Source organism: uncultured Methylobacterium sp. (assembly GCF_964244095.1).
In the GTDB taxonomy this organism is placed as follows: Bacteria; Pseudomonadota; Alphaproteobacteria; order Rhizobiales; family Beijerinckiaceae; genus Methylobacterium.
This window is the reverse complement of the sequence record NZ_CAXTHR010000084.1, coordinates 1-18609: the sequence shown is the minus strand read 5'-3', so window position 1 is coordinate 18609 and position 18609 is coordinate 1. Positions and strand designations below refer to the sequence as shown.

Here is an 18609-nt window from a genome sequence, read left to right as displayed (position 1 = left end):
CCTTTCGCGCCAGCGCCATCAGCGAGAGGATGCCGCCCTCGCCGTTGTTGTCCATCCGCAGCAGGATCGCGACGTACTTGACCGTCACGATCAGGAACAGCGCCCACAGGATCAGCGAGGCGGTGCCGAGCACCTCCTCGGGCAGCAGGATGTTGTCGTAGCGGGCCGGCACCAGCGCCTCGCGGAAGGCGTAGAGCGGGCTGGTGCCGATGTCGCCGTAGACCACGCCGACCGAGCCGACGGCGAGCGTCCAGAACCCGGCGGGCGCGTGCGGCTGCCCGTCGACGGGATCGGCCGCACCCGCCGGGGCGGCGGGACGGGCTCCTTCCGACCCCGTTGCGCGGTCGTCGACCGGTGCGGTGGCTTGATCCGCAGGATCGGGCTGAGCGATGCGGACGCTCGGAGTCGCGGGTTGGGTCATCGGGTGTGATCGAGGCTCGGGCCTGCCCGGCGCTTCGCGGCGTGGCTCATCGACGACCCAGCCGGAGGGCGCGGAGGGACGCGAGAAGTCCGCCGGACTGCAGATCCGGTCCGGGGGCCGGCCGCTCAAGGCATCGTGACGCCCTGCTACCACGCCCCCGTGCGGGCGGGAACAGCCGCCTCGTGGAAGCCCGCGGCGCCGGCGCAGCCACGCCCGGCCGCGCGTCGGACGGCAAGCCGGTCCATGCAGCCGCGCCATGCCCAAAATACGCTCCGCGAAGACCGCGTTCCACGCCCTGCCAAAGACAGAAAAGCGTCAGCCATCGCACGGTAACACGATGCCGAATACTGGGCGGATCTATCGGAATTTCAGTTTCGCTTGCAACAGGCTGATCCATGCGCCTTTACACGTCGGGACGAAGTCCGTGCTGTGGTCGTTTCGTGTGGGGCTCTTAAGATTTTCCTCATAGAAACCCTGTAGAGCCGCATATGGATTGTGTGCAATTATGCCGGGTCTAAGTGGCTCGATCATTCGAGGCGCTTCCAGTCCGACGTGACGAAGACGGGTGGTAGGATGGCAAAGTCGATTCCCGGTATCGCCATGTTCGGGCTGATCTGTCTGATGATCCTGCCCGCTCCAGGATTCTGGGGCGTCCTCATAGGCGGGGTCTGTAGCCTCGTCATCGTGTTCAGCGCACTCGTCTGGCTGCTGGACCAGATGTCCTCCCGCATCTCCGTCTGGTACGAGCGGGGCCGCGCGAGCCGGCTTGCGAAGCGGCGGCGGCGTGCGATGCATGCCGGCTCCGGCATAGCCAGGAAGGCTTGATGGAGGGCGCCCGCCGGGGAAACCCATCGGCGGCACGGGTCGTTGGCAATCCGTTCCGGTGCGGGAGGTCATGCGAACTGCTCCGGGCGCAGGGCGACGACCGTCTGTGCCGCTACTCCGCGGCGTTGCGCGCGCCCTGGCCGAAGCGGCGCTCGATGTAGTCGATCACCACGGTCTCGAAGTCCTTGGCCAGCGTCGCGCCGCGCAGGGTCATCGCCTTCTTGCCGTCGATGAAGACCGGCGCGGTGGGCGTCTCGCCGGTGCCGGGCAGCGAGATGCCGATGTCGGCGTGCTTGGATTCGCCCGGCCCGTTGACGATGCAGCCCATCACCGCGACGTTCAGGCCCTCGACGCCCGGGTAGGTCTTCTTCCATTCCGGCATCGAGGTGACGATCCAGTTCTGGATGTCGCGGGCGAGTTCCTGGAACGTCGTCGAGGTGGTGCGGCCGCAGCCGGGGCAGGCGGCGACCATCGGCACGAACGTCCGAAAACCCATGGTCTGGAGCAGTTCCTGGCTGGCTTTGACCTCGACGGTGCGGTCGCCGCCGGGCTCGGGCGTCAGCGAGTAGCGGATGGTGTCGCCGATGCCCTCCTGGAGGAGCACGCCGATCGCCGCGGAGGCCGCGACCAGCCCCTTCGAGCCCATGCCGGCTTCGGTGAGCCCGAGGTGGATCGCGTAGTCCGAGCGCCGCGCGACCTCGCGGTAGACCGCGATCAGGTCCTGCACCGCCGAGACCTTGGCCGAGAGGATGATGCGGTCCTTGGGCAGGCCGAGTTCCACCGCGCGCTCGGCCGACGACAGGGCCGACTGCACCATCGCCTCGCGCATCACCGCGCGGGCGTCGATCGGCCGGGGGAGCTTGGCGTTCTCGTCCATCAGGTGCGTGAGCAGCGCCTCGTCCAGCGATCCCCAGTTCGCGCCGATGCGCACGGTCTTGCCGTAGCGCATCGCCTGCTCGATGATGGTCGAGAACTGGACGTCCTTCTTCTCCTTGAAGCCGACGTTGCCCGGGTTGATCCGGTACTTGGCCAGCGCCTCGGCGCAGGCGGGATGGTCGGCGAGCAGCTTGTGGCCGATGTAGTGGAAGTCGCCGATCAGCGGCACGTGGCAGCCGATGCGGTCGAGGCGCTCGCGCACCTTCGGGACGGCAGCGGCGGCCTCGTCGCGGTCGACGGTGATGCGCACGAGTTCCGAGCCGGCGCGCGCGAGCTGGGCCACCTGCGCCACCGTCGCGTCGATGTCGGCGGTGTCGGTGTTGGTCATCGACTGCACGACGATCGGCGCCCCGCCGCCGACGACCACCGCGCCCTCGCCCTCGCCGACGCGCACGCCGACCGTGCGGTGCCGCGGCGCCGGGCCCGCGATCTCCGGTCCGGTCAGGCCCGCGGCCTGTTCGGCGAGCGGGCTCGGGGCGGGTCTTGCGGCTTCCATGGCTTCCATCGTGGACCTTCGCTCGAGGCCTTCGGTTCCGCGGTACGATCGGATGCCCCAGGCCGGAGGGCTGCGGCACCGCCAAGATACGCGATCGACATACGCGATCGATCGCTTGGCTGCGATCGACGCGATTCCGCGTCAAGCCGGCGCCCGCGTCAAGCCGACGACGGCGCAGGCCCGCGCCGCGCGTGTCATGTCGCATCCCTCCCGCGATGTCGAGTTCGCAACCGCCACAGGATTGTGGAACCCTCGCCGCCGCGTCCCCGACAACCCTGCCGTGCCAACGCGGTCCGCGGGCGGTCGGCGGGCCTGCCAGGGCGCCGTTGGCGATGCGGCACCCGGAGGATCGCGAAGGCCGATTCGCGGAACGCGGCCGCCAGCTCGCGCCGATATGCCGATGTGGGATTATCCCCCGTCCCGCCCGCGTTGACCCATCGATGACCGCCGACAACAGCAAGCGCCCCGACATCGTCGACCTGCTCGTGCCGCTGCGGCGCTACGCCCGCTCGCTGACCCGCGATGCCCTGCGGGCGGACGACCTCGTGCACGACACGCTCGTGCGGGCGCTGGAGGCGGAAGGGTCGCTGCGGCCCGACACCAACCTGCGCACCTGGATGATGACGGTCCTGCACAACGTCTTCATCGACGACCAGCGGCGCAAGCGCGTCGAGACGCGCCATGCCGACGCTCTGGTCCAGATGCACGAGGCGGTGGCGCTGCCGGCTCAGGAAGGGCAGGTGCGCCTCGCGCAGATCCGCCGGGCCTTCCTGACGCTCCCCGCGGAGCAGCGCGCCGCCCTCCACCTCGTGACCCTCGAAGGCATGGCCTACGCCGACGCGGCGGCCGTGCTCGGCATCCCGATCGGCACGCTGATGTCGCGGCTCGGGCGCGGCCGGGCGGCGTTGCGGGCGTTCGAGGACGGGGCGGGCGCCTTGCGCAAGGCCCCCGACACGCCGCCGCAGGCGACGCGGTCCGAGCGGTCGCGGGAGCCGGAACGGACCGGGCTTCGCCTCGTCGCCCGGGACGGACCCGGCGAGGCGCCGGACGACGGACCGGTTTTCCGCCTTGCCTTCGGGGATCGCTGACGGCGGGGCGCCCGCGCGGGACGAAGACGGACGATGAGGGCATTTTCGAGCGCGGCGGCTGCCGGCGCGCGTGACGAGGATGCGGCGACAGCTAAAGAGATGACGCGTTTTCCACGGTCCGGGGATCGGGGGAAACGGTCTCGACGACAGGACGCGCGATGCTCGACCCGATCACCGACACCGACCTCATCGCCTTCGTCGACGGGCAGCTCGACGTGATGCGCCGCCTCGACGTCGAGGCGCATCTCGCGCGCCGCCCCGAGGTGGCGGCACGGGTGATGGCCGAGATGCACGATCGGGACGCCCTGCGGGAAGCTTTCGCGCGCTGGCCCGGCCCGGGGCCGGAGCGCAACCGCGTAGCGGCGCGCCGGCTCGACCGGTCGCTGCGCTGGAACCGGGCCGCCGCGCGCTTCAAGCGGGCGGCGGCGATCGCCGTGCTCGTCGGCGCGGGCTGGCTCGCGCACAGCGAGGTCGGCCAGTTCGGCGTTCCCGACACCTTCGCCTCGACCGTCGACCCGGCGCTGATCGCCGACGCGCAGCAGGCGCGCCAGGTGGCGCAGCTTCGCGCCCGTATCGGACCGCCGGGCGTCGTCCCCGCCTACGACCGCGCGGCGATCGAGGCCGCCACGGGCATCGGCCTGCCCGGCCTGCCGGAGGGCTGGACGGTGCGCGACGTGCAGGTGTTTCCGGCCCGCAGCGGCACGGGGGTCGAGGTGGCGTTCGAGGCGGCCGGTCTCGGCGAGGTCTCGCTGTTTGCCACGCGGCGGCGCGCGGGCGGCACCTCGACCGGGATCGAGGACGCCGGCGACGGCGCGACGCTAACCTGGAATGCCGGCGATTCGGCCTACGCGGTCAGCGGCACCCGCGACGGGGCGGGCCTGCGCCACGCGGCCTCGGTCCTGGCCGCCGCCGCGCATTGAGCCAGCCCCCTCAGCCCAGCATCGAGGGCGTCCGGTCGGCAGCGAGCTGCGCCTTCGCCTCGCCCGCGTCGATGTCCATCCGCGCGATCAGCTCGGCTGCGCCGGGAAAGCGTTCCTCGCCGCGGATGAAGCCTACGAGCTCGACGCCGATCTCCTGTCCGTAGAGGTCGCCCGAGAACCCGAACAGGTTCACCTCCAGGAGCGGCGCGCCGTCGTCGAAGGTCGGGCGCCGCCCGTAGCTCGCCACCCCGTCGCGCAGGGTCCCGTCGGTGAGGCGGACGCGGACCGCGTAGATGCCGTGGGCGAGCCCGCAGCCGTCGAGGGCGAGGTTGGCGGTCGGGTAGCCGAGCGTGCGCCCGCGCTTGTCCCCGTGCCGCACGGAGGCGAGGACGAACCAGCGGTAGCCGAGCAGCGCGTTCGCCCGCCCCACGTCGCCCCGGGCCAGCGCCTGCCGGATCGCGCTCGACGAGACCGGCTCGGCCTCCCCCTCGAGGGCGACCGGCTCCACGATGCGGCAGCCGAGGCCGGCCTCGGCGCAGAGCGCCGCCAGCACCGCGGGCGTGCCCTCGCGCCAGCGCCCGAAATGGAAGTCGTGCCCGACGACGACGCCCGAGAGCCCGAGATCGTCGCGCAGCAGTCCCATGACGAAGTCGCGCGCGCCGGTGCCGGCCAGCACGGCATCGAACCGGCGCACGATCACCCCGTCGAGGCCGAGCCGCCGGAAGACGACCTCCCGCGCCGCCTCGCCGGTGAGGCGGAACATCGGCCCGCCGCGGGCGAAGTAGACCCGCGGATGCGGCTCGAAGGTGAGGATCGCCGAGGGCCGCGCCGCCTCGGCCGCCGCCGCGCGCACCGCCGCGACGAGGACGCGATGGCCGCGATGGACGCCGTCGAAGTTGCCGATGCCGACGACCGCGCGGCGGAGGCTCGCCGGCACCCGCTCGTCCTCGCGGCAGATCGTGAAGGGCCGCGGAGCGGTCTCGTCGCCTGACGCCATCGGAAGCTTTTCGAGGATCATCCAGCGCGGCGGCCCTCGACCGGACCGCGGATCAGCGCCGCGGACCCTGTCGAAAACCGCCGGACCGGTCAAGCGAGCGTCCGGCGCCCGAATCGCGGGAACCGCGGCGTCGACGAACCATTAACCGAGGCCGCCGATCGCATCCCCGTGATCGGACCACGCGATGGACGCGACCGAGGGGCATCGTGGGGATTTCTCAAGATCGGGCTTCGTCACGCATCCGCGTGCCGGAGCCTTCGCCACGTGCGCTGCGCGGGCTCGACGCGCTGAACTTCTTCCTCGCCGACGTGCGCGATGGCCTCGGGCCCTATCTCGCGATCTACCTCATCGCCGTGCGCGGGCCTGACGGAGGCTGGAACGAGGCGACCACCGGCCTCGTGATGACCATCGCCGGCATCGTCGGCCTGATCGCCCAGACGCCGGCGGGCGCCTTCATCGACGCGACCCGGCACAAGCGCGCCGTGGTGATCGGCGGTGCGGTCGCCGTGACGGCGAGCTGCCTCGTCCTGCCGTTCCTCTCGAACTTCTACCTCGTCGCCGGCACGCAAGCGATCGCCCACGTCGCGGGCGCGATCTTCGCCCCGGCGCTCGCCGCGATCACGCTCGGCGTCGTCGGCCCGAAGCTGTTCTCCAGGCGTGTCGGCCGCAACGAGGGCTTCAACCACGCCGGCAACGCGGTCTCGGCGGCGCTTGCCGGGGGGCTCGCCTATTTTTTCGGGCCGATCGTGGTGTTCTGGCTGATGGGCGTGCTCGCGTTCTGCTCGATCGGCGCCATGCTGATGGTCCCGGCCGGCTCGATCGACGACGACCTCGCCCGCGGCCTGGGCGAGACCGGGGCCGATCACGCCGACGCGCCCTCCGGGATCGCCGCGCTCGCGCGCAACCGGCCGCTGATGCTGTTTGCCGCGCTCTGCGCGATCTTCCACCTCGCCAACGCCGCGATGCTGACCTCGGTCGGCCAGCTCCTCACCCACCTCTCGGGCAAGGACCACGCGACCTCGCTGATCGCGGTGTGCATCGTCGCGGCGCAATGCGTGATGGTGCCGGTGGCGATGTTCGTCGGCGCCAGGGCCGACGCGATCGGACGCAAGCCCATCTTCCTCGCCGCCTTCGGCGTGCTGGCGCTCCGCGGCGTGCTCTACACCCTGTCGGACAACCCGTTCTGGCTCGTGGGCGTGCAACTCCTCGACGGCGTCGGGGCGGGGATCTACGGCGCCTTGTTTCCCGTGGTGGTGGCCGACCTCACCCGCGGCGGCGGACGCTTCAACGCGGCGCAGGGCGCGGTGGCGACCGCGCAGGGGCTCGGCGCCGCCCTGAGCGCGACGTTTGCCGGGCTGATCATCGTCTCGGCCGGCTACGGCGCGGCCTTCCTGGCGCTCGCGGCCACCGCCGGCCTCGGCTTCGTCCTCTACCTGACGCTGATGCCGGAGACGCGGGACGGGACCGCGGTCGGCCGCCTGACCCCTGCGCTCCCCGCGACCGCCTGAGCGCCGCCGGAACCCGACGCGATGCCGAAATCCAAGCTGCTCCGGGATGCGGACGCGCCGCCGCTGGTGTTCCCTCACGTGGGCGACCTCCCCCTCGCCGACGCCGCGAACGCCCGCCGGGCGCCGGGGGAGGGCGACGCGTGATCGCCGGACTGGCGCCGACGCCCAACCTCGCGACCTGGGGGATCGCGGCGGCCGCGACCTTGGGCGTGATCCTGCGGCCGTTCGCGTGGCCGGAAGCCGTCTGGGCGGTGCTCGGCGCTGGGCTCCTCGTCGTCCTCGGCCTGCTGCCGTGGCCGGACGCGTGGGCGGGCGTGCGCAAGGGAACCGACGTCTACCTATTCCTGGTCGGCATGATGCTGTTCGCCGAGATCGCCCGGAAGGAAGGGCTGTTCGACTGGCTCGCGGGCATCGCCGTGCGGATGGCTAGAGGCTCGGCGACGCGGCTGTTTCTGCTGGTCTACGTCGTCGGCACGGTGGTGACGGTGTTCCTCTCGAACGACGCCTGCGCCGTGGTGCTGACGCCCGCGGTCTACGCCGCGACCAGGGCGGCCAGGGCCGAGCCGCTGCCCTACCTGTTCATCTGCGCCTTCATCGCCAACGCGGCGAGCTTCGTGCTGCCGATCTCGAACCCGGCCAACCTCGTGGTCTTCGCCGACCACATGCCGCCGCTCGGCCAGTGGCTGAGGACGTTCGCGCTGCCCTCCGCGCTCGCCATCGTCGCGACCTACCTCGTGCTGCGCATCGCGCAGAACGGCGCGCTGACGCGTCAGACGATCGAGACGGAGACGGACGTCCCCGCGCTGGGGCTCGGCGGCAAGGTCGCCGGCGCAGGCATCGTCGCCACCGCGGGCGCGCTCATCGGCGCCTCGGCCGCCGGGATCGAACTCGGCCCGCCGACCTTCGCCGCCGGGCTCGCGACCACCCTCGTCATCCTGGCGATCAGGCGTGGCGGGCTCGTCGCGGTGGTGCGCGACGTGTCGTGGAGCGTGCTGCCGCTGGTGGCGGGGCTGTTCGTCCTCGTCGAAGCCCTGGAGAAGAGCGGCGTCCTGACGCGGCTCGCCGAGCCGTTGAAAGCCTACGCGCAATCCGACCCGGCCGCCACGGCCTGGGCGAGCGGCGCCCTCGTCGCGCTCGGCTCCAACCTCGTGAACAACCTGCCGGCGGGCCTGCTCGCGGGCGCGGCGGTCCAGACCGCGGAGGTCTCCCGGAGGATCGCCGGCGCGATCCTGATCGGCGTCGATCTCGGCCCGAACCTCTCGGTCACCGGCTCGCTCGCCACGATCCTCTGGCTCACCGCGATCCGGCGCGAGGGCGAGGACGTCTCCGCGTGGCGCTTCCTCAAGCTCGGGCTGCTGGTGACGCCGCCGGCGCTGGCGCTGGCGCTCGCCGGCCTGCTCCTCGTCTGACGTTCCCTTCGCTCCGCCCCGGAGGCCCCGCGTGAACGCCGCCCTGCTCTATCCCTTCATCCTCGCCGCCGGCGCGTTGCAGGCGCTCGGCAACTCCATGAACGCACGCCTGCGCGGGTCGATGGTCAACCCGTGGCTCGCCGCCTCGGTCTCGTTCGCGCCGATCGTGTTCGTGTTCGTCACGCTGTTCCTGCTGATGCCGCTGCCGCTGCCGACCTATGAGACGCTCGGCAGGATGGCGTGGTACGCGCCGCTCGGCGGGCTTTCCGGCGCGGTCGCGGTGTTCGGCGGGCTGGCGCTCGTCGACAAGGTCGGGGCGGGACCGTTCAACGGGCTGCTCATCACCGGCAACATCCTGACCTCCCTGGCGCTCGACGCCTTCGGCCTGTTCGGGCTCCAGGCCGGCGGCTTCAAGGCGATGCCGTGGCTCGGCGGCCTGCTGATGGTCGGCGGCATCGTGCTGATCGCGCGGGCAAGCGACGGTGAGGGGCAGGCGGACGAGGGCCACGGGATCGGCCCACGGCTGCTCTACCCGTTCGTGCTCGGGGCCGGCGCGCTCCAGGCCCTGGGCGTCGTGCTGAACGCGCAGCTCCGCGGTGCGCTGGTGAACCCGTGGCTCGCCGCCGCCGTCTCGTTCCTGCCGATCGTGTTCGTGTTCCTCACCGTGTTCGCGATCCGCCCGATGCCGCTGCCGACGCGCAGCGACCTCGGGAAGCTGCCGTGGTGGGCGCCGCTCGGCGGGCTCAGTGGGGCTGTCGCGGTGTTCGGCGGCCTGCTGTTCGTCGACACGGTGGGCGCCGGCGCCTTCAACGGGCTCCTGATCACGGCCAACCTCTTCACCTCGATCGCCATCGACCATTTCGGCTGGCTCGGCATGCCGGTCTGCCGCGCCGGCCGCGGGCGGATCGCGGGCGCCGCGCTGATGGCCGCGGGCATCGTGCTGATCTCGATCTTTTAGCGCGTGTCCGAGCAGGCTGGACGCCGGCTCGCGTGAGGAAAATGCGATTCCGCGAAGAGACAGCGCAGGCGGTCATCCAACAGCGACCGGCATGCGCCGCCGGGCGGCCTTGCGCAGGATGCGCGAGAGCTGCTCGACCGAGTAGGGCTTGTGCAGCAGCTCGAAGCCGGCGCTGCCGCTCTCGGCCAGGACGTGGCTGTAGCCGCTGGTCAGCACCACCGCGAGACCGGGATGGCGGCGGCGGATCTCCTGCGCGAGGGCGACGCCGTTCATGCCTGGCATGACCACGTCGGAGAACACCACGTCGAAGCGGCCGGCGTCCCGCGCGAGCTCGCTCAGCGCGCCCTCGGCGTTGGCGGCCCAGACCGTGGCGTAGCCGAGCTCGGCCAGCGTCTGCGTTGCGAAGGCGCCGACCTCCACGTTGTCTTCGACCACCAGCACCCGGGTGCCGTGGCCGTCGACCAGCGGCTCCGGCTCGGCCTCGGAGTCTGCCTCCGGCGCGTCGCCGCCGACGCGCGGCAGGTAGAGCGTGAAGGTGCTGCCCTGCCCGAGGACGCTTTGGACGCGCACCTCGCCGCCGGACTGCTTGGCGAAGCCGAACACCTGCGACAGGCCGAGCCCGGTGCCGTGCCCGACGCTCTTCGTCGTGAAGAACGGCTCGAAGATGCGCTCGATATCCCCCGGGGCGATGCCGGTGCCGGTGTCCGCGATGGCCACCGACACGAAATCCCCCGGCACCGCCCGGTGCCCGCGGGCGGCCGGGACGCGGGCGGCCGGCGCGACGGTGATGGTCAGACGGCCCTCGCCACGCATGGCGTCGCGGGCGTTCACGACCATGTTGACCAGTGCGGTGTCGAACTGGCTCGGGTCGGCGTTGATCAGGCAGGGCTCGTCGGGCACCCGCGTCTCGATTCCGATCCGCGAGCCGGTCAGCGTTCCGACCATGTCGCCGATCGCCGCGACGCTGGTGCCGACGTCGAACCGCTCGGGCAGCAGCGCCTGCCGCCGCGCGAAGGCGAGAAGCTGGCCCGTGAGCTTGGCGGCCCGCGTCACCGTGTCGGAGATCGCCGCGGTGTAGCGGCGCCGGCGCTCCTCCGGCAGGTTCGGCCGGGCGAGGAGGTCGACCGACGAGCGGATGACGGTGAGCAGGTTGTTGAAGTCGTGCGCCACGCCGCCGGTGAGCTGGCCGATCGCCTCCATCTTCTGCGACTGGCGGAGCTGCTCCTGCATCGCCTCCAGGTCGGCGGCGGCCGCCTTCTCGGCGGTGACGTCGCGGCCGCTGGCATAGATCAGGTCGCCCTCGGGCGCGGCGACCCAGGAGATCCAGCGGTCGCCGCCGTCCCTGTGCAGGAAACGGGTCTCGTAGGGCGGCAGGGCGCCGTGCAGGCTGGCGGCATGCGCCTCCACGCTCGCCGAATGGTATGCGGGATGGTTGAAGTCGAGGTGGCTGCGGCCGACGACCTCGTCGGGACGCCAGCCGAGGAGCCCGAGCCAGGCTTCGTTCGCCGCGCGGATGATCCCGGCCGCGTCGACGACCACCTGCAGGTCGCGCGAGTTCTTCCAGGCGCTGTCGCGTTCCCGCGTGCGTGCCTCGACCTGCCGCTCCAGCGAGGCCGCGAGCCGGCGCAGGTCCTGCTCCGCCCGGATGCGCTCGACCGCCGTGCGGGTGCGCTCGGCCACCTCGCGCACCAGCGCCAACTCGTCCTCGGACCATGTCCGCGGCGTCGCGTGGTTGAGGTAGAGCAGCGCCACGACGCCGCCCTGCTCGGTCACCGGCATGTTGACGAAGGCGCGGACGCTGATCGCCGCCAGCATCCCGGCGGTGGCCGCCGTGCGCGGATCGGTGACCGTGTCGGTCACGACCGCCGTCTCGCCGCGCTTCAGGTCCTCGATGTAGGTCCCGTAGTCGCGAAACCGGAGGATGCCGGCGATGGTGCCGATCCCCGGCGCGTTCCAGTCGCGCTCGATCGTCACCGTCTCGGCGGCGAGGTCGATCGTGCCGTAGCCGGCCCGGCTCACGGCGAACGTCCGGCCCAGGATCTCGGCCGCGGCGTAGGCAAGGTCTGCGGTGTCGGCGAGGTCGCGGATGCGGTCGCCGAGATCGACCAGCGCGAGGCGGCGCGCCTCGGCCTGCTTGCGCCGGGTGATGTCCAGCGAAAGCCCGGCCATCATCAGCGGGGTGCCGTCCTCGGCGTAGCGCGTCTGCGCGCGGACATAGGCCCAGCGCGCCGCGCCGTCCGGCGTCCCGATGCGGTACTCGATGTCGTAGTCGGTCCGGTCGGCGATGCTGCGCGCGACGGCCGCCTGCATCCGGTCGCGGTCGTCGGGATGCACCGCCGCCCGCAGGTCGGCGTAGCTGAACGGCGCCTCCGGGTCCCGTCCGAAGTTCACGCGGCAGGTCCTCGAGGTGAACATCGTCCCGGTGCGGAGATCGAGCCGCCAGACGCCGAAGCCCCCGGCCTGCATGGCGAGGCGAAGCTCGTCCTCGCTCTCGCGCAGGTCGGCACCCGGCACCCGCGACCCCTCGGCCTCGGTCATCGTGCCGCAGAACCGGAGACGGTGGCCACCCCCGGCCGGCTCGGCCGCGGGCGCGTCCTCCGCCCGATGCGTGCGGGAGGCGGGTTTCGCGCGGCGACCCCGCCCGACGGGACGCCGGTCATGCTCTTGGCCATGGGCGCTTATCGCCCAGGGCGGGAAACCCGTCAAAGGCCGTTCGCGACGCATCGCGGCGGCCCGCGACGCGCCGCGGACCGCCGCAAGGGACGGCTCCCAGGGCGATCGCTCGAAGAGCGATCGTGCCGCTTTCCGGGCGCGAAGAGCGCCCCGCGGAGCGGGCCCGAGAGGACGGATGTCCTCTCGGGCGTCGAGCGGAGCGCAAGCCAAGGCCGCGGAGGCGGCCGCCGGCGCTTGAGGCAACGATAAATCAGGGCGATCGCTTTCAAGCGATCGCCCTGGGACGGCTCGGGCGTCGCCTGGACGGTCGGGACCGGCCGGACCTATCCTCGCGCGCCCTCGGGCCCGTCGCCGGCGTCGCGCGCTCACGGCGGAAGGCGGCCCGCGCGCCGCGTTCGACAGGTGACCCGATGACCCCGTTCCTGTTTCAGACCACGCCGAACCTGCTGTTCGAGGCCGGCAGCGTGCGCAAGCTGCCGGACCTCGTCGCGACGCTCGGGGCGAAGCGGGTCCTGCTCGTGACCGACCGGGGCGTGCGCGGGGCCGGGCTGACCCGCGGCGCCGAAGCCGCGCTCGGCGCGGCCGGACTTGCCTGCGACGTGTTCGAGGACGTGGTCGCCGACCCGCCGAGCCGGGTGGTCGAGGCGGCGGCCGCCCTGGCGCGGGCGCGCGGCGCCGACCTCGTCCTGGGGATCGGCGGTGGCTCGGCGCTGGATACCGCCAAGCTCGTCGCCTACCTCGCGCGGACCGATGCGAGGCTCGACGACCTCTACGGCGTCGGCCTCGCCGACGGCGCGCGCCTGCCGCTGATCCTGGTGCCGACCACCGCGGGCACCGGATCGGAGGTGACGCCGATCGCCATCGTCACGACGCCCTCGGCCGAGAAGAGGGGCGTCGTCGCACCCGTGCTGCTGCCGGACTGGGCGGTGCTCGACCCGGACCTGACGCTCGGCCTGCCCGCCCCCGTCACCGCGGCGACGGGGATCGACGCGATGGTCCACGCGATCGAGGCCTATACCAGCCGGCTGCGCAAGAACCCGGTCTCGGACGGCCTCGCGCGCCAGGCCCTGGGGCTGCTCGCCAGCTACATCCGCACCGCCTGCGCGGACGGCGCGGACCGCGAGGCGCGCGCCGGCATGCTGCTCGGCGCGGCGCTCGCCGGGATGGCCTTCGCCAACGCGCCGGTGGCCGCGGTCCACGCGCTGGCCTACCCGATCGGGGCGCTGTTCCATGTGCCGCACGGCCTCTCGAACGCCCTCGTGCTCACCGGCGTGCTGCGCTTCAACCTGCCGGCGGCCGAGGGGCTCTACGCCGAACTCGCGCCGATCCTCGATCCCGCCGCCCGCGACCTCCCGGCGGGCCGGGCCGCGGAGCGGTTCGTCGCCGCGCTGGAGGCGATCTGCCGGGACTGCGCGGTCCCGGCCTCGCTCACGGCCGTCGGCATCGGGGTGGGCGACCTCGGGCGGCTGGCCGACGACGCGATGAGGCAGACCCGGCTGCTGGTGAACAACCCGCGCCCGCTCACGCGCGAGGACGCCCGCGCGATCTACGCGGCGGCGTTGTCCGGCCCGCCTCCGGCAGCCGGCACGGAGGACAACGCCCCATCTTAGAGCATTTTCCATGATCCCTGGATCACGGAAAATGCTCTAAGTCTCTGTGTGGTCGCATTTTCTTCACGCGAGCCGGTATCCACCTCGCTGGAAAATGCTCTAGCCGTCAGGCCGCCCTCATCGTTCCCGCAGGCCGGCTCGCCGGAACGAGGAAGCGGTCCGCGAACTCCTGAGCCGGCACGGGCTTGCCGTACAGGTAGCCTTGCGCCTCCTGGCAGCCCTCGGCTTGCAGGAACGCGCTCTGCTCCTCGGTCTCGATCCCTTCCGCGATCACGTCCAGGCCGAAGCTTCTGCCGAGATAGAGCACGGTGCGCACGATCGCGGCGTCCTGCGCCGAGCGGCACATCTCGCGCACGAAGACTTGGTCGATCTTCAGGCGCGTCAGGGGAAAGCCTTTGAGCAGGCTGAAGGAGGCGTATCCGGTACCGTAATCGTCGAACGCGATGCTGACCCCTGCACCGTGCAGCTCGCGCAGGGGATCGATCAGGGCGGCGTCGTTGCGCAGGATGATGTTTTCCGTGATCTCCAATTCCAGGCACGAGGCGGGAAGCCCCGTCTGCTCCAGGGCCGTCTTGACCTTCCGCGCGAGATCGCCGCGCCGGAACTGGGCGGCGAAGAGGTTGACCCCGACCTGGAAGGTCGGCGCACCCTGGTCACGCCACGCAGCGGCCTGGGCACAGGCGGTACGCAGCACCCAGTCCCCGACCTCCGCCGCGTAGCGGCTGCTCTCCAGCGCGGGCAGGAACGCGCCGGGAGACACGAGGCCGTTCTTCGGGTGCTGCCAGCGGATCAGCGCCTCGGCGCCGATCAGGCCCCCGTGCGCGAGGCTGACCTGGGGCTGATAGAAAAGCACGAATTCGCCGGCCTCGACCGCACGCCGCAACTCCTCCGCATAGCTGCGGCGGCGATGCGCGGCCTCCTTCAACGCCGGCCTGAAGACCTGGTGGCAGGAGCGGCCATCGGCCTTCGCCTGGTACAGGGCCATGTCGGCGTTGGCCAGAAGCTCGTCCGCGTGCCGGCCGTGAGCGGGACACATCGCGATGCCGATGCTGACGCCGAGATCGACCGCATGATCGTCGACGTGGAAGGGCACCGCGATCGCCTGGATGATCCGCTCGGCGACCGTCGCGGCCGCCTGGTGGTCGCGGACATCCGGCAGAACGATCGCGAACTCGTCGCCGCCGAGCCGGGCGGCCATGTCGCTGACTCGCAGGCAGGAGAGCAATCGCTCGGCGGCCTGCTTCAGGACCGTGTCGCCGGCTGGGTGACCCAGGGTGTCGTTGACATCCTTGAAGTTGTCGAGGTCCAGCATCAGGATGGCGAGGGGCCGCCCGACCTGTATCGCGGCCGCGATGTGGTTGCCCAGCACCGTCCGGTTCGGCAGCTCGGTCAAAGGATCAAGGTGGGCGGAGCGGCACAACTGCACCTCATGCGCGCGCCGCTCGCTGACATCGCGCACGATGATCGCCAGGTGATCGCAGCCGTTCTCGATCCAGGCGGACAAGGCGATCTCGACGGGCAGGACGGACCCGTTGCTCCGACGCGCGAGCATCTCCCTGTTCCGGGCCACGCACGCCTGCAGCCGGTCGGCGTAGGCCGCCTCCGGCTCGCCGTCGCGATCGGCCAGGGAGAGGCCGGTGATGATCTCGCCTACGGGCAGGCCCAGAATCTTGTCGGCGCGAAAGCCGAACAAGGCTTCCGCCGCACCGTTCCAGAAGGTGATTCGACCGTGCTGATCGACGCAGATGATGCTCTCGCTCGACGCCGCCGCGATCCGCTCCAGGCGTAGCTGGGCGTTGCGACGGGCGACATCGAGGCGGCGATTGTCGAGCTTGGCGGCAACGAAGCACGCAAGCTCCTGGAGCTTCGAGAACTCCGTCTCCGAGAACGCGGTGCGGGGCTCGGTGTCGACCAGGCAAAGCGCACCGATCACGTGCCCGGACGGCGCACGCAACGGAAATCCGGCATAGAAGCGCAATCCATCGTCGCTGACCAAGGGGTTCTCGCAAAATCGCCGATCCGTCCGCGCATCGAGCACGATGATCTCGGCGTTCTCGGCAGCGACGTGCGCACAGAAGGAGACGCTTCGGAACACGCTGCTGTCGCCGGTATCGGGACCATAGAGAACGATGACGTCCTTATCCTGTACGATGTTGATCTTTGCATAAGAGACGGCAAACATCGCCTTCGCATCTTCGACCAGTTGCGTCAGATCGGCATCCTGGACGTAGGCTTGGAAGTCGTACTGTGCGAGCGCGGCAAGCCGGCCTGCTTCGTCGGTGGGAAGTGAGAGCTGGTACACGATCACATCCCTGGCTGAGTCACTACAGTTTCACGTGTTCGTTGAAGCTCTCGGACGAGAACGGCAGCTTGAATTGCACGGCGATGCCGTCGTCGGTCAGCCGGGTGACGACGGAAGATCGGCTTCCGACTCTGACGACTGCGCCCAGCTTCGGCCGTTGACGCGGATCGAGCGCGATGGCGGCTCCGGAGAGGGAGATGTCGACCACTTTTCCCGGCAGCGTCAGGCCTTCGGTGATCTCGACGTCGACGTCGGTGTTCTTCGGAACGATGCGAGGGCTGTTGCGCTTCTCCGCCTCCTCGAAGGCCCGCGACGTGAGCCATTCCACGCGGGCGGCGATGCGCGAGCGACGCTCCTCGGGGACGTGGATCGTGATGGCAAAGCCGTCCCGGGTCCGCTGGCACACCCGGCCGGGCACGATCCCGATATTCTCCAGGTAGCAGACGATCCATTCACCGCTGCTTCCGGCCTTCGGCGCAATGAGTTCAGCGCCCGAATCGCTCAGGCAGCGCGCCTCGCACGGATATTCTTCCCCGTTCGAGAGCATGTAGCGTCCCTTCACTCTGGGACTCTTCCTGATGATCTGGTTCGACCATCCGGCCGAAGCATGGCCGCGGAGCTTGGCTTGAGAGGTGGCTGTGTTTGACATGCCAAGTTTCCACTCTTCCGAGAGAGGTCGGTGGGAAGACAGTATGAAACGCAGCCGCTGCACAGAGCGCGGAATACCGCACAGCCATGTGTCGCGTCAGGGACTCGGTTCTAATGTAGTTCGACGAGCTTCTGTTCTGTCAACGAGTCTGTTTTATTTCATATTCTAGACCCGAATGAAATTTAAGATTATCACAAAGTTCGCGATCGCCGTTTTCTCCGAGTGCGGATAGCTTGTGATGTCGTGCGGGTGCGGCGATAGGTGTGAGTCTTACTTCGCTCAGAGAGGCTTGCTCACGAAATTAAACAGATGGTTAAAACGGTTGCTGGCGACATGGAAACAAGGGTTGGTTCTTGAAGTCTGGTTAACGCCGCTTGATCGGCGCTCGCATCGATCGCGGACGGAGGCCGGCGTGCAAGAGCCTGCGCGAGAGCTTGTGGCCGCGTCTCGTCGGGCTGCGCGTCGGTTTTACGAGGAGGGTCCGACGATGCCGACGGAGGCGGATCGCGAGACCGGCACGCACGGCGGTGGGTGCCGTCCGGGCGACCGAACGGATGCGGAGGGAGCGGCGATCGAACCGGTTCCGTCGGGCCTACGACCGGCTGAAGGTCGATCTTGCGCCCTGCGCCTGTTCCGCCGCCACGGTGCGAAGGCCCGCTCGCGCAGAACCGTAGACGAAGCGCCCGGCCCCCCCCCTAAGCGTGTGGAGGGGGCCGCCCTCCTGGCGTCGGGAAGCCGATTCAGAGCACGGGCGTCGCCACCGTGCTCGCGCACGCGTCCTCGTCGGCCTCGATCTCGGCATCGGCCTCGGTCTCGTGGCCGCTGAGGCCGCCCGCCGCGGCGAGCCCGCGGGCGGCCTTGCGCAGGAGCTTGCGCAGCCGGCGGCGCTCCTTGCCGTCGAAGCCGGCGAGAAGCTCGGCCTCGACCGCGTCCCAGATCCCGTCGATCGCCGCAGCCTTGGCAAGTCCCGTCTCCGTCAGCCGCACGCGCACGACCCGGCCGTCGCCGGCCTCGGCGCGGCGCTCGACGAAGCCGAGGGCGGCGAGCCGCGAGATCGTCTTCGAGGCCGTCGGCGGCCGAACCCGCAGGGTCGCGGCGAGATCGCCCATCGTCATCGTGCCCGAGGCCGCCAGCACCTGCACCACCTGTTCCTGGCCGGCGAAGAGGTCGAGCGTCGCGAGGCGGTCGCCGATGCGCGCGCGGTGCAGCCGCGCGGCCTGGACCAGCGCCCAGCCGACGCTCCGGGCGCCCGGCGGCTTCGATCCGGGAGCCTTTGATCCGAGACCCTTCGATCCCGGATGCGTCTCCTCCGGGAGCTTCGCCTGCCCGTCCTCGACCCCGGACGCGTCGGGGGGCACCCATGCGTCCACGGCCGGCTCGGCCTTTCCGTCTCGACCCTCGGTCCCGGTCGGGGCCGCGTCGCGATACCTCCGGTCCTTCGCTTTGGGGTCCTTCGCCTTCCGGTCCTTCGCCTTGCGGTTCACGCCGAGCCCCGAGGTGTCGCAGCCCGGCGCGGCTGCCGCGATCTCATCCGCCGCTGACATCCTGTACCCCACGAAGCGTCGCCACCGAGGCGCAAGCCCCGGCGCCTACGGGGCCGGGAGCTTCCGCGTTCGGCTGTGCCTCGGGCGTATGAAGCTGCGATGACGGCCGGGGACGAAGCAGGCTTTCGTGGCTTCGCCAACGAAAGCCTGCTTCGATCTTCTTGGTGCCGCATCATTGTTCTCGCGCGAACCGGCGGCCACTTCGCGCAATGATGCTCAGCGATCCTAGACGCCGCGCGGGCTCAGCAGGGCATCAGGCGGCGGAGCTGGTCT

15 protein-coding genes are annotated in these 18609 nt (G+C 70.9%); 8 read left to right on the top strand and 7 right to left on the bottom strand.

Features of this window, described 5'->3' with window-relative positions:
• Positions 1 to 421, bottom strand: a 421-nt coding sequence (locus tag ACFE86_RS13995; protein ID WP_375455935.1) for a KUP/HAK/KT family potassium transporter, incomplete at its 3' end; no start/stop codon positions are given.
• 573 nt (positions 422 to 994) lie between these two features.
• Here ACFE86_RS13995 and ACFE86_RS13990 point away from each other — a divergent pair.
• A complete protein-coding gene (locus ACFE86_RS13990) occupies positions 995 to 1246 on the top strand; it encodes a hypothetical protein (protein ID WP_375455934.1) in 252 nt (83 codons plus the stop codon).
• Between the two features lie 112 nt (positions 1247 to 1358).
• Here the strand turns inward: ACFE86_RS13990 and ispG are convergent, their stop codons facing one another.
• Complete coding sequence (ispG, locus tag ACFE86_RS13985) at positions 1359 to 2687, bottom strand: flavodoxin-dependent (E)-4-hydroxy-3-methylbut-2-enyl-diphosphate synthase (RefSeq protein ID WP_375455933.1); 1329 nt, start codon at positions 2685 to 2687, stop codon at positions 1359 to 1361.
• 431 nt (positions 2688 to 3118) lie between these two features.
• On the opposite strand from ispG, the gene ACFE86_RS13980 reads away from it, so the two are divergent.
• Positions 3119 to 3766, top strand: a complete 648-nt coding sequence (locus ACFE86_RS13980; protein ID WP_375455932.1) for a sigma-70 family RNA polymerase sigma factor — start codon at positions 3119 to 3121, stop codon at positions 3764 to 3766.
• Positions 3767 to 3924: 158 nt separating this feature from the next.
• Positions 3925 to 4686: an anti-sigma factor family protein gene (locus ACFE86_RS13975; RefSeq protein ID WP_375455931.1), complete on the top strand. Its 762-nt coding sequence runs from the start codon at positions 3925 to 3927 to the stop codon at positions 4684 to 4686.
• A gap of 10 nt (positions 4687 to 4696) precedes the next feature.
• Here the strand turns inward: ACFE86_RS13975 and ACFE86_RS13970 are convergent, their stop codons facing one another.
• Entirely contained in the window at positions 4697 to 5683 is a 987-nt protein-coding gene (locus tag ACFE86_RS13970; protein ID WP_375455930.1) for a bifunctional riboflavin kinase/FAD synthetase, read from the bottom strand.
• A 212-nt stretch (positions 5684 to 5895) separates the two neighbouring features.
• Between ACFE86_RS13970 and ACFE86_RS13965 the strand changes: the two genes are divergently transcribed.
• Genes ACFE86_RS13965 through ACFE86_RS13950 form a run of 4 tightly spaced genes read left to right on the top strand, consistent with a single transcriptional unit; the run spans position 5896 to position 9558 of the window.
• Positions 5896 to 7191, top strand: coding sequence for an MFS transporter (locus ACFE86_RS13965; RefSeq protein ID WP_375455937.1), 1296 nt, complete (start codon positions 5896 to 5898; stop codon positions 7189 to 7191).
• A 21-nt stretch (positions 7192 to 7212) separates the two neighbouring features.
• Complete coding sequence (locus ACFE86_RS13960) at positions 7213 to 7335, top strand: hypothetical protein (protein WP_375455929.1); 123 nt, start codon at positions 7213 to 7215, stop codon at positions 7333 to 7335.
• Positions 7332 to 8600: an arsenic transporter gene (locus ACFE86_RS13955; RefSeq protein ID WP_375455928.1), complete on the top strand. Its 1269-nt coding sequence runs from the start codon at positions 7332 to 7334 to the stop codon at positions 8598 to 8600. Before ACFE86_RS13960 ends, ACFE86_RS13955 begins: the two co-directional genes overlap by 4 nt.
• Positions 8601 to 8631: 31 nt before the next feature.
• Positions 8632 to 9558, top strand: coding sequence for a DMT family transporter (locus ACFE86_RS13950; protein WP_375455927.1), 927 nt, complete (start codon positions 8632 to 8634; stop codon positions 9556 to 9558).
• A 72-nt stretch (positions 9559 to 9630) separates the two neighbouring features.
• Here ACFE86_RS13950 and ACFE86_RS13945 read toward each other — a convergent pair whose 3' ends face one another.
• Positions 9631 to 12096: a PAS domain-containing protein gene (locus ACFE86_RS13945; protein ID WP_375455926.1), complete on the bottom strand. Its 2466-nt coding sequence runs from the start codon at positions 12094 to 12096 to the stop codon at positions 9631 to 9633.
• A 545-nt stretch (positions 12097 to 12641) separates the two neighbouring features.
• Here ACFE86_RS13945 and ACFE86_RS13940 point away from each other — a divergent pair.
• A complete protein-coding gene (locus ACFE86_RS13940) occupies positions 12642 to 13841 on the top strand; it encodes an iron-containing alcohol dehydrogenase (protein ID WP_375455925.1) in 1200 nt (399 codons plus the stop codon).
• Positions 13842 to 13947: 106 nt separating this feature from the next.
• Here the strand turns inward: ACFE86_RS13940 and ACFE86_RS13935 are convergent, their stop codons facing one another.
• The 3 genes from ACFE86_RS13935 to ACFE86_RS13925 all read right to left on the bottom strand — a co-directional run bounded on the left by ACFE86_RS13935 (position 13948) and on the right by ACFE86_RS13925 (position 18162).
• A complete protein-coding gene (locus ACFE86_RS13935; protein ID WP_375455924.1) occupies positions 13948 to 16143 on the bottom strand; it encodes a putative bifunctional diguanylate cyclase/phosphodiesterase in 2196 nt (731 codons plus the stop codon).
• Between the two features lie 22 nt (positions 16144 to 16165).
• Positions 16166 to 16705, bottom strand: coding sequence for a PilZ domain-containing protein (locus tag ACFE86_RS13930; RefSeq protein WP_375455923.1), 540 nt, complete (start codon positions 16703 to 16705; stop codon positions 16166 to 16168).
• Positions 16706 to 17532: 827 nt separating this feature from the next.
• The gene (locus tag ACFE86_RS13925; protein WP_375455936.1) at positions 17533 to 18162 is read right to left on the bottom strand and encodes a MarR family winged helix-turn-helix transcriptional regulator; all 630 of its coding nucleotides are present in this window, start codon (positions 18160 to 18162) and stop codon (positions 17533 to 17535) included.
• Between the last annotated feature and the right edge of the window lie 447 nt (positions 18163 to 18609).